At 41.3% G+C, this 14,453-nt stretch carries 14 protein-coding genes and 1 pseudogene; 11 read left to right on the top strand and 4 right to left on the bottom strand.

Features of this window, described 5'->3' with window-relative positions; all coding sequences use genetic code 11:
* The first annotated feature begins 40 nt into the window (after window positions 1-40).
* Entirely contained in the window at window positions 41-2,254 is a 2,214-nt protein-coding gene (locus N824_RS18860; RefSeq protein WP_052334213.1) for a PQQ-binding-like beta-propeller repeat protein, read from the top strand.
* Between the two features lie 395 nt (window positions 2,255-2,649).
* Window positions 2,650-2,820, top strand: a complete 171-nt coding sequence (locus N824_RS34440) for a sigma factor-like helix-turn-helix DNA-binding protein (protein WP_235207202.1) — start codon at window positions 2,650-2,652, stop codon at window positions 2,818-2,820.
* Between the two features lie 79 nt (window positions 2,821-2,899).
* Here the strand turns inward: N824_RS34440 and N824_RS18855 are convergent, their stop codons facing one another.
* The gene (locus N824_RS18855) at window positions 2,900-4,138 is read right to left on the bottom strand and encodes a HAMP domain-containing sensor histidine kinase (protein ID WP_048906696.1); all 1,239 of its coding nucleotides are present in this window, start codon (window positions 4,136-4,138) and stop codon (window positions 2,900-2,902) included.
* Window positions 4,138-4,812: a response regulator transcription factor gene (locus N824_RS18850; protein WP_048906695.1), complete on the bottom strand. Its 675-nt coding sequence runs from the start codon at window positions 4,810-4,812 to the stop codon at window positions 4,138-4,140. Before N824_RS18850 ends, N824_RS18855 begins: the two co-directional genes overlap by 1 nt.
* Before the next feature lie 141 nt (window positions 4,813-4,953).
* Between N824_RS18850 and N824_RS18845 the strand changes: the two genes are divergently transcribed.
* The 5 genes and pseudogenes from N824_RS18845 to N824_RS18825 all read left to right on the top strand — a co-directional run bounded on the left by N824_RS18845 (window position 4,954) and on the right by N824_RS18825 (window position 12,380).
* A complete protein-coding gene (locus N824_RS18845) occupies window positions 4,954-6,054 on the top strand; it encodes a DUF4856 domain-containing protein (protein ID WP_048906694.1) in 1,101 nt (366 codons plus the stop codon).
* A gap of 78 nt (window positions 6,055-6,132) precedes the next feature.
* The gene (locus N824_RS18840) at window positions 6,133-7,221 is read left to right on the top strand and encodes an imelysin family protein (protein WP_048906693.1); all 1,089 of its coding nucleotides are present in this window, start codon (window positions 6,133-6,135) and stop codon (window positions 7,219-7,221) included.
* Window positions 7,211-8,560 (top strand): annotated as a pseudogene (locus N824_RS18835) (HTTM domain-containing protein). Before N824_RS18840 ends, N824_RS18835 begins: the two are co-directional and overlap by 11 nt.
* Window positions 8,550-10,973 (top strand): TonB-dependent receptor, encoded by a 2,424-nt coding sequence (locus tag N824_RS18830; protein WP_084498392.1) that lies wholly within the window; start codon window positions 8,550-8,552, stop codon window positions 10,971-10,973. Before N824_RS18835 ends, N824_RS18830 begins: the two are co-directional and overlap by 11 nt.
* A 207-nt stretch (window positions 10,974-11,180) precedes the next feature.
* A complete protein-coding gene (locus N824_RS18825) occupies window positions 11,181-12,380 on the top strand; it encodes an alpha/beta hydrolase-fold protein (RefSeq protein ID WP_048906691.1) in 1,200 nt (399 codons plus the stop codon).
* 110 nt (window positions 12,381-12,490) lie between these two features.
* Here N824_RS18825 and N824_RS18820 read toward each other — a convergent pair whose 3' ends face one another.
* Window positions 12,491-12,850, bottom strand: coding sequence for a helix-turn-helix domain-containing protein (locus tag N824_RS18820; protein ID WP_048906690.1), 360 nt, complete (start codon window positions 12,848-12,850; stop codon window positions 12,491-12,493).
* A 139-nt stretch (window positions 12,851-12,989) separates the two neighbouring features.
* Between N824_RS18820 and N824_RS18815 the strand changes: the two genes are divergently transcribed.
* From N824_RS18815 to N824_RS38530, 4 genes are all read left to right on the top strand, one after another.
* Window positions 12,990-13,520: an NAD(P)H-dependent oxidoreductase gene (locus N824_RS18815; protein WP_048906689.1), complete on the top strand. Its 531-nt coding sequence runs from the start codon at window positions 12,990-12,992 to the stop codon at window positions 13,518-13,520.
* Window positions 13,521-13,663: 143 nt separating this feature from the next.
* Window positions 13,664-13,822 carry an addiction module protein gene (locus tag N824_RS31390; RefSeq protein WP_161662338.1) on the top strand — a complete coding sequence of 53 codons (159 nt, stop codon included), beginning with the start codon at window positions 13,664-13,666 and terminating at the stop codon, window positions 13,820-13,822.
* Complete coding sequence (locus tag N824_RS18810; protein ID WP_048906688.1) at window positions 13,822-14,010, top strand: hypothetical protein; 189 nt, start codon at window positions 13,822-13,824, stop codon at window positions 14,008-14,010. The genes N824_RS31390 and N824_RS18810 overlap by 1 nt, the downstream gene beginning before the upstream one ends.
* Window positions 13,941-14,120 carry a type II toxin-antitoxin system RelE/ParE family toxin gene (locus N824_RS38530; protein ID WP_084498391.1) on the top strand — a complete coding sequence of 60 codons (180 nt, stop codon included), beginning with the start codon at window positions 13,941-13,943 and terminating at the stop codon, window positions 14,118-14,120. Before N824_RS18810 ends, N824_RS38530 begins: the two co-directional genes overlap by 70 nt.
* A 3-nt stretch (window positions 14,121-14,123) precedes the next feature.
* On the opposite strand, the gene N824_RS18805 is transcribed toward N824_RS38530, so the two are convergent.
* Window positions 14,124-14,444: a MazG-like protein gene (locus N824_RS18805; protein ID WP_048906687.1), complete on the bottom strand. Its 321-nt coding sequence runs from the start codon at window positions 14,442-14,444 to the stop codon at window positions 14,124-14,126.
* Between the last annotated feature and the right edge of the window lie 9 nt (window positions 14,445-14,453).

The following is a 14,453-nucleotide window of genomic DNA, read 5'->3' as shown; positions in this document are numbered from 1 at the left end:
TTTCAGATAATTTAATAAATTAACAGAAAATATTATCTGTATGACTATTAGTAAAAAGCATCTTTTGGGATTGCTGACTGTTTCCGGATTACTTTTGGCTTATAAAAGTGATAAAATTGGATCAAATATCGCTTTTGATTTTGCTTCAACAGCCAGGTTTGCTGATACTATCGGTAAATACAGAGACTGGAAAGTTACCGGAGGTAATGGTGAAAATATAAAATATTCGAAGCTTAAACAGATCAATACCAGTAATGTAAGCCAGCTAAAGGTTGCTTGGGTATATCATTCAGAGCAAAATGACAATACCAAATTCGGGTCGATTCAGTGCAATCCCATCATCGTTAATAATATACTCTATGGGGTATCGCCAAGGCTAAAGGTCTTTGCAATAGATGCGGCTACGGGAAAAGAAAAATGGAATTTCGATCCGGCCGATTCTACCATAAATAAAACATGGCACCGCAATAGTGTAAACATGAACAGGGGTGTGGCTTATTGGCAGGAAGGGGCTGATAAGCGAATTATCTATACTGTGGGGCCAATTGCTTTTGCAATAAATGCAGTTAGCGGCAAACTGATCTCTAGTTTTGGTAAAGACGGTGGGATAGACCTGAGGAAAGGGCTAGGAAGAGAAGAAAGCAAGGTTTTTGTAGCGCCTACTTCTCCCGTTATGGTTTATAAAAACCTGTTCTTTTTAAGCGGTTATGTAGGTGAGGAAACGCCTGGATACATCCGCGCATTTGATGTAAAAACAGGAAAGCAGAAATGGGTTTTCCATACCATTCCTATGCCGGGAGAGCCGGGATATGAAACCTGGGAAGACAAAACTGCCTATAAACGCATGGGTTCCACAAATAGTTGGTCGGGCTTTAGTCTGGATGAAAAGAGAGGAATGTTGTTTGCTGGAACGGGCAACCCGAGCAATGATTTTTATGGTGGCGACCGACTGGGCAAAGGACTTTATGCCAACTGTGTACTGGCTTTAGATGCCCTTACCGGGAAATTGAAGTGGCATTTTCAAACTGTACACCATGATGTATGGGATATGGATATTTCCAGTCCACCGATATTGACTACAACAACCCGTCAGGGTAAAAAGATAGATGCCGTAGTGCAGACTACTAAAACCGGGCTTATTTTCGTTTTCGAAAGGGCTACTGGTAAGCCGCTTTTTCCTATTGTGGAAAAGAAGATGATTACAAATACACCAATTATTGGTGAGAAACTCTGGCCAACCCAGCCCTTCCCTGTTTTGCCTAAGCCTTTTGCCAGACAGATTTTAACAGAGAGCGACCTTAATACTTTGGTTAGTGATTCATCCCAACAGGACATTAAAAAACGCTTTAAAACATATCGCTCGCAGGGAATATATACCCCGCCAACAAAAGAAGGAACGATTATTTTTCCGGGGTATGACGGTGGAGGTGAGTGGGGAGGCCCTGCCTTTGACCCAGAATCAAATATCCTATACGTAAATGCCAATGAAATGGCCTGGGTACTGAATCTTGTGGAGAATGAGCCGCCTGTAACTACTGCGCAAACGAATCTGGAAGCAGGAGCGGCCCTGTATAATAAACATTGCATGGTTTGTCATGGCCCGGAGCGTTTGGGAGCAGGTGATTATCCGTCAATAGTTGGTGTTGAAAAGAAATATAACCTTACGCAGTTTACCGAGCTGTTGTCTACAGGCAGACGGATGATGCCGGGATTTAATCACCTGAGTAAAGAAGAAAAAAACGCAATAGGTTCTTTTATTCTTGATCTTAAAGCGGAACAAGCAAGACCGTATACCGGAAAATCGGAAACCAAAACTGCAAAGGCAGCAAAGCCTTCTTATGGATCTACAGGGTATAATAAATTCCTGACCAAGGAAGGTTATCCGGCAATCAGTCCGCCATGGGGAACTTTAAATGCCATCAACCTGAATACCGGAAAGTATGTGTGGAAAGTTCCATTTGGTGAATTTGAAGAGCTGAAAAAGAAAGGAGTGCCCACTACCGGGCGCGAGAACTACGGGGGACCGGTGGTTACGGCAGGAGGACTTATCTTTATTGGTGCAACAGCGGATGGTAAATTCAGGGCGATAGATAAGAAAACAGGTAAAATACTTTTCGAAACAGATTTACCTGCACCGGGTGTAGCCACACCGGCAGTATATGAGGCTGATGGTAAGCAATATGTGGTGATTGCCTGCGGAGGATCGAAATGGGGAGGCAAGTCTAGCGATGCATACGTGGCGTTTACACTTTAGTAAATGTTAATCTACTGTTAAATATTTTATATTGCTTTACTGTAAGGGATTAAAGATATTTATGAACGCTTACAGTAACTTTTCCGATCTGGAACTGACTGTTTCATTGAAACAGGGGGATGAACGTATATTGAGGCAGGTTTTGAGTAGGCTGTATATTTTCTGTTTAGGTTCTTAAAAAACAGGGAAGGGACTGAAGAAATTGTTCACGATGCTTTGTTAAATGTTTAGGTTGACCACGACAGGTTAAATGAGGACCTATCGGTTTTGCCATATCTGTATACCATTACCAGGAGGCTGGCACTAAATGCCCTAAGGGATCGGGCTACTTCGCAAAGGGCTATTGACAGGCTTTGGACTGATATGAAAAGACGAGCAATGAAACGGAAGAGGCTGTGCTGTTGAGCGACCTGAGGCAATTTACGGAAAGTGCATTGGCGCATTTGCCGCCACAGCAGCAGCTGATCTTTAGAATGTGCAGGTACCAGGGGCTTAGCTATGATGAAATTGCAGAGCAGGTGCATTTGTCGAGGAATACGGTGACGATTCATTGGTTGCAGCACTGAAGACTTTGAGGACGTATTTTAACCAGTCGGATGTGGCATATTTTATATTGATTAGCGTAGGGATTGGTTGCGGGGTGGGTTAAAAAGCAATGCGAAACTTGTGCATATTGTTTTCATACTGATAAGTAATCTGCCATTTATTAATATTGCAAATCTGCTTTACAATTGATAATCCAAGTCCATTGCCTTTGTACCCGGCAGTTCCTTTGCCAAATCTGGTAAACAGCTTAGATTCAGGGAAAGAAAGCGGATCTCCTTCATTACTAATCACCAGTGAATGTTCATTCAGGTTAAAAACTATTTTGGAGCCGGCATCGGTATAAGAAAGGGCATTTGTTAGCAAATTAGAAATCAAAACGTCCATCAGGAATGAGCTGGCATATACTGCCTTAGACTCGATATGCTGTTCCACCTGCAAACCTTTATGCTGAAACAGGTCTTCCATTAAATCATAATTGCGTTTCAGAATGTTCTCTAATGACACCCATTGCACGTCTGTAAATGCATTATTCTCCAGCTTGGCCAATAACAGCAATCCCTTATTTACTTTACTAAGGCGTATTGTTGCTTCTTTTGCATCGTTAAGTAACCGGGCAATGTCTACTGTTAATGGCTGCTGACTAATACTTTCCAATCTCGTTTTCAGGATACTTAGAGGCGTTTGAATTTCATGTGAGGCATTCTCAGTAAATTCCTTTAATGCGGTATATTCCCTTTTCCCCCTGGCCGCTAAATCAATAAGTACATTGTTCATTTCCTTAAATTCAGTAACGTCGGTAAGCGTTAGCTGTAATTCTTCTTTTGAACTTACAGAGTACCCCTTCATCCGTTTCAGGTTTATTAAAAATGGTTTCCAGATTCTGCTGCTGATGAAATAGTTGACCAAAGTACCAAGTACAATTAACAGCGCTGCTATGGACAGGAAAATGTAGAGGATGGTTTTAGAATAATTGTCCCAGCCAATATAGGTAGTCATAACCCTGATGCGGTAGGGCTGACCATTGATCTTTTTGCTCTCTGAGAAGTAATAGTACCCTTCCGTTACTTTTTGGAGCCGATCATAAATGAGGGTGTCTTTAAAAACTTTAGGCAGTTTCATCAGGCTTTCATCACCCTTGGTGATGATTACCAATGGGAAAGCTACCGTTCGCCCCATATGGATTTCTTCGGCCACCATATCGGTCTGTAATTCCAGCTGCTCCTCTATTTCTTTAGATATTTCATGCCTCAGAAAAAGGAACAACATACAGCCGGTAACCCCTAATACCAATGCACTAAGTCCAAAATGATAATAACTAATTTTTGATAAGAGCTTCACTAGTAGGTAAACTTATAGCCCATTCCATATACTGTTTTGATATAGTCTTTACCGGAAATGTTGCAGAGTTTTTTTCTCAGATTCTTCATGTGTACATATACCGTGTCGAAATTATCACTCTGGTCGAAATGATCGCCCCAGAGGTGTTCCACTATTGATGCTTTGCTCACCACACGGTTCTTATTGATGACAAAATAAATGAGCATGTCGTATTCTTTTCTGGTAAGGCTTACCTCACTGTTTTTGAAGAAGAATGATTTAGAAGATGGGTGCATGGTAAAATCATCGAATGTGATTTGTTCGGCGCCTTTTAATGTTTTTCTGCGGTATATGGCATTCACGCGAGCGTTCAGTTCTTCGAGGTAAAAAGGTTTTGTGAGGTAATCGTCGGCGCCAAGATTTAGCCCGTTTAGTTTGTCCTGAAGCGAATCTTTTGCCGAAAGAATAAGGATTCCGGTTTCGAGGTGACTTTTTCTGATGTCTTCTATGAGATCTATTCCGCTTCCATCGGGCAGGGTTATGTCGAGCACCACCACATCATACATGTAGTCCCTTAGTTTCTGCTCTGCCTGACCAAAAGTTATGGCCTGTTCGCATATGCAATCGAGTGAGCTGAAATAGGTTTCCATTTCTTCCAATAGCACTGGTTCATCTTCTACAAACAACACCTTCATAAATATTTTTCAAATTAATTTTGATTTTTTAAGACTCTTTAGAAATTCTTTAGAATTGGCTTTAATATTTGCAGCAAGATTAACACTTATTTAGACTTAATACAAACAATATAGTAATAAATTATATAATCAAATAGAAAAATGAAAATTCAATACTTTAAGAGTTCAGTATTCATTGCCCTTGCAGTTGCGGGTCTTACTTCATGTAAGAAAGATAAGGTTCAGGATGACGTCATTCCTCCTTATGAAGTGCCAACAACTTATAATTTCGCAGGAGCAAATTACACTGCCTCATCTCAAAGGGTGAAAATGGCATTAGAGCTAAACTCTTACCTTGGAACTGCATTAAATGCTACCATTACTTCAGCAAAAGCAAATGATTATTTTAACAATACTAATAATCCATTTACAACTGATGCAACTCTAAACGCATCTGGTGTTAAACTGGCTGACAAAACTGCTGATGCTGCAACTTTCACAGAATATTTTGTAGAGCAAGCTGCAAACAGTACTAAAAATGGTGTTGAAGCTACAAACGGTACTGCAGGTTATGTAATTAAAGGTACTTCAAAAAGATTGGTAAGTGCAACCGGTTTAGAGTACAATCAGGCGGTGGCTAAAGGTATGATGGGTGCATTGTTCTTTAAAGAGGCCATTAATATCCTTAACAGCGTAGCTGATGCTAATAATGTTACTGTAACTAATGGCACAACTGCGATGCAACGCAACTGGGATGAAGCCTTTGGTTATTTAGGCGTACCTGTTGATTACAATCCGGACAAAACCTATGCTAACACTGATGCGATCAGACCATTATTATGGGGTGGTTATCTTGCAGAACGCGGTAAAGGAATTGAAGCAGGTAAAGTAATTTTTAATGCTTTCTTAAAAGGCCGTGCTGCAATTGGAGCAAAAGATTATGTAGTTGTAAAAGAGCAGATCACTATTATCCAGGCTAAATGGGAGCAATTGGTTGCTGCTGCAGCGCTTGCTTACACTACAATACCTACTAATTCAGTAAGTGTTGGTGACCTGCCGACTCAGCTCCATGCTTTATCTGAAGGTTTTGGATTTATTTCATGCTTCAAATATCGCCCTGCAAACAGTAAATTAACGGAAGCAAACTACCAGAAGCTTAAGGCAACTATCGGTACTAATTTCTATACTTTAATCAATGAGGCTAATTTTACCAAATTGGTTGAGGCGCAAAATATATTGAAAACAACCTACGGTTTAAACTAAACAGCAGTTTTGTTTTACTAAAGCTCCTGGCACTTTTGCGCCAGGAGCTTTCATTGTTAATACATTAAGTTAAAGAATATGAATATCAATCGAATCAAATACGGCATGGGAGCCACGATACTGGCACTTACAGTTTTCATCATTGCCTGCTCCAAAAAATCAGGCACAGACAATGGCCCAAAAGCAGATGGTTTTGATAAAGCCGGTATGCTAACGAACTATGCTGACAATTTGATCATTCCCGCATATATGGGGCTGCAGGACCAGATTACTCAGCTGGAAACCGCTGCAAATACGTTTCTTACTACTCCGAATGCGGGTAACCAACAAACTTTAAAAACTGCATTTAAGACTGCATATCTACAATATGAGCAGGTATCAGTGAATCAGTTTGGCCCTTCAGAGCGGGTTTTACTTAATAATTTTCTGAATACTTTTCCTGCAGATAACGCGGTAATTGACGGAAACATTACCCGTGGAACTTATGATCTGACGCAAAATTCCACCATCGATCAGCAGGGTTTCCCTTCGCTTGATTATGTGTTGTTTGCCCAGGATGCATTGGCCAAATTCAGTGGTAGCAGTGCTGCTAACCGTAAAAAATATGTACAGGATCTGCTTGCGCGAATGAAAACGCTTACAAGTGGTGTAGTCACTACCTGGAAAAATACATACAGGGCAGAATTTGTACAAAATACGCGTTCGGATGCCAGTAGTCCTATTGCTTTTTTGATCAACCAGTTCGCCTTTGAAATGGATCAGATGAAGGGACCCCGTATTGGATGGCCTTTTGGTAAACAGTCGGGAGGAGTTCAATATCCGGATAAAACAGAAGGTTATCATGCCGGGATATCTGTTTCACTGGCGGTAGCAAACTTAACCAACCTTAAAAAGATGTTTAGCGGAAACAACAGTGGTAAGGGGATGTCTGATTACCTGGTGGCTTTAAATAAGAAACCATTAAGTGACGATGTGCTTAAACAGTTTGATTTGGCTATAGCAAAATTGAATGCCGTATCTGATCCGTTCTCAACTGCTTTGGTTAGTCAGAAAACAGAAATCGAAGCGGCTTACCGTGAAATACAGATACTATTGACACTGATCAAGACAGACGTAGCTTCGGCAACAGGCGTGCGTATTACCTACCAGGATACGGATGGTGATTAATCATCATCTTCAAAAGCCTGTACCTATTGCACCACTGGTTATTTTCAGGGTGCTTTTTGGGTTAATGATGTTTGCCGGAATTATGCGTTTCTGGCTCAATGGCTGGATAATGGATTTGTATGTCACGCCCCGGTTTTACTTTAGTTACTGGGGATTTGAGTGGGTGCATCCACTTGGAGATACGGGGATGCACCTGCTTTTTTTGCTGGCTGGAGTTTCGGCTCTGGGAATGGCGGCAGGCTTTCTCTATCGCATTACAGCGGGGGCCTTTTTCCTGAGCTTTACCTATATTGAGTTGATTGATGCGACCAATTATCTCAATCACTATTACTTTATTAGTCTGGTTGGATTTTTAATGATCTGGCTGCCTGCAAACCGGTATTTTTCCATTGATGTAAAAATATGGCCTGATTTAAAGCGTGATATGGTTCCATTATGGACCATTGGTATCATCCGTTTGCAAATTGCGGTAGTTTACTTTTTTGCAGGGCTTGCCAAACTCAGTCCTGACTGGCTGCTGGGCGCTACACCCATGAAAATCTGGCTGCCCGCCAAAAGCCATTTGCCGCTGATCGGCAGCCTGATGTACAAAAGCTGGGTTGCTTACTTGTTCAGCTGGTTTGGTGCGGTATACGATCTTTTTATCGCTTTCTTTTTAGTTAGCCAGAAGACCCGTCCCATAGCCTATGTTTTTGTGATCGGCTTMYRTTKRKYMWSWRYTWWRTTCWKWCMRRKTWTWKKKANTGWTNCSNCKWMYRYMRWGATCAWNTKCAGYTTTATTTTCTTCAGCTCTTCCGCTCAGCAAAAGTTACTGAATCGGATTAAAGGCCCGGGGAAATCTAGTTCCAACAATAGCTTTTATAAGTTGCCTGTGCGCGTAAACATGATGTTTATGTGTGCTTTAGGCCTCTATTTTGCTATTCAATTAGTTGTTCCCTTACGGTTTTTAGCTTATCCTGGCCAGTTGTTCTGGTATGAAGAGGGTTATCGTTTTTCGTGGCGCGTAATGCTGATGGAAAAATCGGGCAATACTTTTTTTTACGTTAAAGAACCTTCTACCGGAAAAACTTATGAAGTCAATAACAATGAATTTCTTACTCCTTTACAAGATAAGATGATGAGTACCCAACCGGACCTGATCTTACGCTATGCGCATTACCTGGCATCGGTATATGAGCAGCGAGGACTTAAAGATCCGGCCGTTTATGCAGAATCTTATGTGGCACTCAACGGAGCACGTTCAGGCCCATTTACTAACCCCACTATTGATCTATCCAGGCAACCACTTAGCTGGCGCCATTATACCTGGATATTACCCCCCGTTAAAAATGAAAAATAACACCTTTGGTAAAATATTTCTTGTTCTACTACTAAATCTTTGCTTTTTTAATGCATTTGCACAAAGCTATACCATCAGTGGTCACGTTCAGTTCAACGATCAAGCTGCCGGTGGTGCCACTGTGAGTCTTGTTCCCGGAGGTTTGAAGGCCGCTTGTGATGAACAGGGTAATTTTGAGTTTAAAACAGTAGCAACCGGAGAATATGAGCTGCGCATCCGCTTTCTGGGTGCAAAGAACTACAGTAAAAAGATTGGTGTAAATGGCAATGTTACCCTTGACATTGTTTTAACAGATGCAGATACCAGACAACTGGATGAAGTGAACGTACAGGACAGTGCTGAAAGAATGGCATCCGGCAATTTAAGGCAGGTTGAAGGGACTGCTATTTATGCCGGCAAAAAGACAGAAGTAGTTAACGTTGGCAGCTTGAATGCGAATCTGGCAACCAACAACACCCGACAGATCTATAGCCGCGTGGCGGGGATCAATATTATTGAGTACGACGGTGGCGGTCTGCAACTTGGTATAGGGGGACGTGGATTAAATCCAAGCCGTGTATCGAATTTTAACACACGCCAAAATGGCTATGACATTAGTGCTGATGCGTTAGGCTATCCGGAAAGTTATTATACGCCACCGGCTGAAGCACTGGACAGGATAGAAATTATACGAGGTGCAGCCAGTCTGCAGTATGGGACGCAATTCGGCGGTCTGATAAATTTCCAGCTAAAAAAAGGCCCTGCAGATAAGCCGATGGAAGTTACCAGTCGTCAAACCGCAGGTTCCTATGGATTTTTTAATTCCTTTAACAGTATTGGCGGCACGATAAAAAAGCTGAATTATTATGCTTACTACCAATACAAACGTGGTGATGGCTGGCGTCCAAACAGTGGTTTTAACCAAAATGGCGCTTATTTGCATTTAGATTATCAGTTTACACCAAAGCTCAAAGTAACCGGGGAATATACTTACATGCACTATCTGGCGCAGTTGCCGGGCGGCTTAACTGATGATGAGTTTGAAGCCAACCCAAGCCAATCTAACAGGGCCCGAAACTGGTTCAAGGTAGATTGGAATCTGGCTAGCGTTACTCTTGATTATGAATTCAATGATCATACTAAAATTAACTGGCGCAGTTATTATCTACATGGTAGCAGACAGGCACTGGGTATATTAAGTTATATCAACAGGCCAGACCCGGGAGTTCAGCGTGATTTACTTGATGATACCTTTAAGAATTATGGCTCGGAGATACGTTTACTGCATCAGTATAAATTAGTAAACAATCAGCCCAGTACTTTTTTAGGGGGTGTGAGGGTTTATAAGGGATTGACCCTGCGCAATCAAGGTAATGCAGATGATGGCAGCGGCCCAACGTTTAAATACAGAGGGGACTTCCCGAGTGGTTCAGGATATGAGTTTCCGGGAACAAATGTGGCGGTTTTTACCGAGAATATCTTTCAGCTGACTGAAAAATGGAGCGTTACTCCGGGCGCGAGGTTCGAGTTTATTTCTACTAAAGCAGATGGGTATTATGCTACTAAATCAAGTCCTTATGATGACTTTTACTACATCCAGAATTTCGAGAAGAAAACAAATAACCGGGCGTTCGTATTTTTCGGTTTGGGGACTTCTTATAAGCCGATGCAAGGCATTGAGCTGTATGCCAATGCTTCACAAAACTATCGTAGTGTGAATTTTAACGATATTAGAGTTGTCAATCCGAATGCCCGCGTCGATTCTACTCTGTCAGATGAAAAGGGGTATACCATTGATGGCGGTATAAGAGGTAATGTGAACTCCTGGATGCGGTACGACCTGAGCTTGTTTTATCTGAAATACAATAAACGCATTGGTTCAGTAAACACAAAAAGCGCTGATAATCTGGAGAACTATCGCCTTAGGAAAAACATAGGCGACAGTCGCAATATAGGGTTTGAGAGTTTGATAGAAGGGGACTTGTTGAAAGCATTTAGTAAAGGAACCAGTAAATATAAACTTAGCGTTTATACCAATTTTGCATTGATAGATGCGAGATATATTACCAGTTTAGACCCATCGGTGCGAAAGGATAATCTGGTTGAATTTGTTCCGCCTATTTTATTTCGTACGGGTATTTCTTTTGGCAACAAACGCTTTGATGTTGCTTACCAGTTTTCTCATGTTGGTAAACAATATTCTGATGCGACTAATGCTGAAAGATCTGACCGGGCAATTGATGGGGTAGTACCTGCATATCAGGTAATGGATCTTAGTGCAACCTACAGATGGAAGTTGTTTACCTTATCTGGAAGTATCAATAACCTGCTGGATGAAAAGTATTTTACGCGCAGGGCAGATGGTTATCCGGGGCCGGGTATTTTGCCGTCTGATAACAGGACGTTTTATTTGACGCTGCAGGTTAAGTTGTAAAGAGGGGGTGTAGAGGGGCCGCCACCGTCATCTCCTTTGGTTAATCAAAGGAGATGACGGGAAGAATGACGAAGTGGGTTAGGAAGAAGAAGTGTTATATTTATAGGAAAATAGCGTTCTGTAGCTTCATTCTTCAATTGGTCACATATTTTCGGGGTTTCGTCACATTTGTTTAAGGCATGTTTTCTCATATACTATTATTGCGGTATGAGAACGCTAATTTTAACCATCGGACTGTCTGTAAGTTCAACATTTTTCTTAGTCGCCCAAACTAAGAAGTTACTGATTTTAGGCTTTCGGGACAGCATCTATTCCAAGATACTGGGCGAAAAGCGAGAGATTCTTGTCCATCTTCCGGATACTCCAGCGGACGAATTTGCACCGGACCAGAAGTATCCTGTTATTTATGTGCTTGACGCTGGCTCATACTTTCAAACGATAGCCGCAATTTCCGAAAGCAAAGGCGGAGGCAGTGGGAACTTTTCAAGTCCAAAGGTCATCGTTGTAGGTATAGTCAATACCGACCGGATGAGAGATTTGAGTCCTACACACTGGCCGAACCCTCCTCTTGTTCCTGCTGGCATGGCAGCCAGTTCCGGTGGTGGCGAAAAGTTTCTTGGGTTTATTGAAAAAGAACTTATTCCACATATAGATTCCATTTGCCCTGCAGCTCCGCATCGCACCATAATAGGTCATTCGCTTGGGGGGTTGGCTGCTATCAATGCTTTACTGAATCATAAGGGATTGTTCCAGAACCATGTTGTGCTCGACCCGACCACCTGGTGGGAAAAGGAAAGCTGGATCAATTCCGTAAAAAGCAAACTTACCCTTGCAGATTATTCTAATACGAGTGTTTTTCTTGCTATTGCGCATTCAGTGGACAAAAGCTTGTCGATAGAGGCGCTAAAAACGGATACGAATCTCAGAACCCTGCCTATGCGTTCAGAGTTGAATTTTGATCAGTACATTAAATCGATAATAGGTGCGCATCCATTGATTTACCAATCGAAATATTATCCTGATTATGATCATGGAGGTGTTGCTTTGCCTGGCATTATTGATGCCATGGGTTTTATTTATAATTTTTATGGGATCAGTTTTCCTTTCCCGGGGTTCTTTGCTCCAGATTACAGTGAGGATGGAAAACTGGCAGCGCATTACGAGATGGTTGGCAAGAGATTAGGGTATAAAGTTGCTCCTCCGGGGGAGTTGATAAATGCGGTGGCTCATGAACTGATGGGGTCTAAGCAATTTGACAGAGCAAAGAAGTATCTTGATTTGAATTTGAAAAATTATCCGAATAGTTATAAATCTTATGAGGCAATGGGTGATTATTATAAGAATTTGGGCAAGAAGGAGTTGTCAGAAGGTTTTTATAAAAAGGCTGGGGGGATGAAAGGGAGGTAAAGGATATTGCATTAGTTCGTACTCGACGTTAGGAGAGATTTACGAAGCAAATTGACGGCATAAACAAGAGATCTCTCCTATCGAGATGACGAGGAAGAATGACGAGTGTGCTAGGATGTTGGGGTGGTTTCCAGAACGGTTTTTAATTGGGGAGCGAACTCCAATCCCCATTTATCAACGGCAGAGATTAGCGGGAGAAGGGATTTTCCGGTTTCGGTGAGGTGGTATTCAACACGCAAAGGAACTTCAGCATAGCTTGTTTTTCCAATCATTCCATGAAATTCCAATTCCTTTAGTTGTTGCTGTAATACGCGTCTGGTGATACCCGTTATAGCATTTAACAGATCTCTGGGACGGGTTTTTCCTTTTGAAATTTCATCGAGTATACAAAATTTCCATTTAGAACCTACAACTTCCATGGCTACAATAAGGCCGCAATTATAATCGATGGGAATTTTTCGCTGATACATATGATTTTCTTTAAAATTCAAAAGTACTAAACTGATGGTTTAAGTCAATAGGGATTAATTAACCCCATATTTCAGCAGCGCTTTATAAGCTTGATCTTTGTATCGCAAATTTAAACGCATAACTCTTAATAATTATAGCATGAAGACTTTGGTGATTGTGATACATCCGGATCTCGAAAATTCGGTAATCAACAAGCGATGGATTGAAGAATTAAATAAATACCCTGAAAAGTATACCATACATGATCTGCACGCCCTTTATCCGGATGAGCAAATTGATGTTGCGCATGAACAGGAACTGGTTGCAGCACACGATAAAATCATATTTCAGTTTCCTTTTTACTGGTTTAATTGTCCGCCATTTTTAAAAAGATGGCTGGATCTGGTATTAACCCATGGTTGGGCATATGGCAAAGGCAGCGGGTACAAGCTAGCCGGTAAGAAAGTAGCTTTGAGTATTGCTGCGGGTATAAATGAAGAGGATTACCGTTCTGGAGGAAGGTATAAATATACACTGAAGCAACTCACCGCTCCGTTTGAGATAACGTTTGATTATATCAAGGCAGATTACAAACCACTTTTTGCTTTTTACGGAGCGGAGCATGATGCAACTGAAGCAAGAATTGAAGAGAGTACTAAAGATTATATTTCTTTTTTGGGGGAAATGTAAAAAAGTGCTGTTGCTTGACCTTAAGTCTGATACTGTGTGTTTTTGATTAATAACTCAGCAACTATGGCCGCTACAGCAATTAGGGACAGACTATATATTATATCCGGTATGCCGATGAAAAGAAGGTGAAAGCAATATATACAATGGTTGAAGAAGAAATTAATGAGCAGATCAATTTATGGGAAGACAAAGATTTTCTAAAGGAAATTGATATGCGTCTTGATGAGTATGAGTCAGGCAAGGTTAAAACTTCGACTTGGGAAGTGGTAAAACAGAAGGCTAAATTGGCAGTGAAGGGTTAATGAGCTATAATAATAGTTTCCATCCTGCTGCTGAAAAGGAGTACATAGAAGCTTATCAATGGTATGAAGAGCACTTAGAAGGGTTGGGCAATCGTTTAGTTGGTCAGTTGAAAGACAGATTAAACTCATTTCCAAAAACCCACAGCACTATCAAATTAAAAAGCGTAACTGTAGGGGAAGTAAAGTAGACGTTTTTCCATATATTATTGTGTATAAGATTTATCAGAAAACCAACGATATTTTAATCCTAGCTGTATTTCACCCAAGTAGGAAGCCGGGCAAAAAATATCGTAAATAGGATTTATTTCAGGAGGTTTTCCGTTTTTGTAAGGAAATTGCCCAGGGCTTCTTTAATGTCAATATCCATACGGTCGGCTAAAACGATGAGCCACCAGATGCTTTCGCCTAGTTTGTGTTCCAGTTCGGTATCAGTATCGGCTTTTGGCCAGCGCTGTTGTTGCGACATGGTATGGCGGCCAACCAATCCTGCATCGGTTAAAAACGCTAAGGCATCTTCTTCTACATTCCATTCGGTACCGTGGTGAGAAAGCTCAAGTTCGTGGTATTTTTTTCTAAGCGCTAAAGCGCGTTCTATGATTTGGTCGAAACTATTGTTGTCCATTTTCTTTTG

This window comes from Pedobacter sp. V48, assembly GCF_000523515.1.
Classification (GTDB): Bacteria; Bacteroidota; Bacteroidia; order Sphingobacteriales; family Sphingobacteriaceae; genus Pedobacter.
Note: the sequence above shows the minus strand (reverse complement) of the source record. Positions and strands in the feature narration are given on the sequence as shown.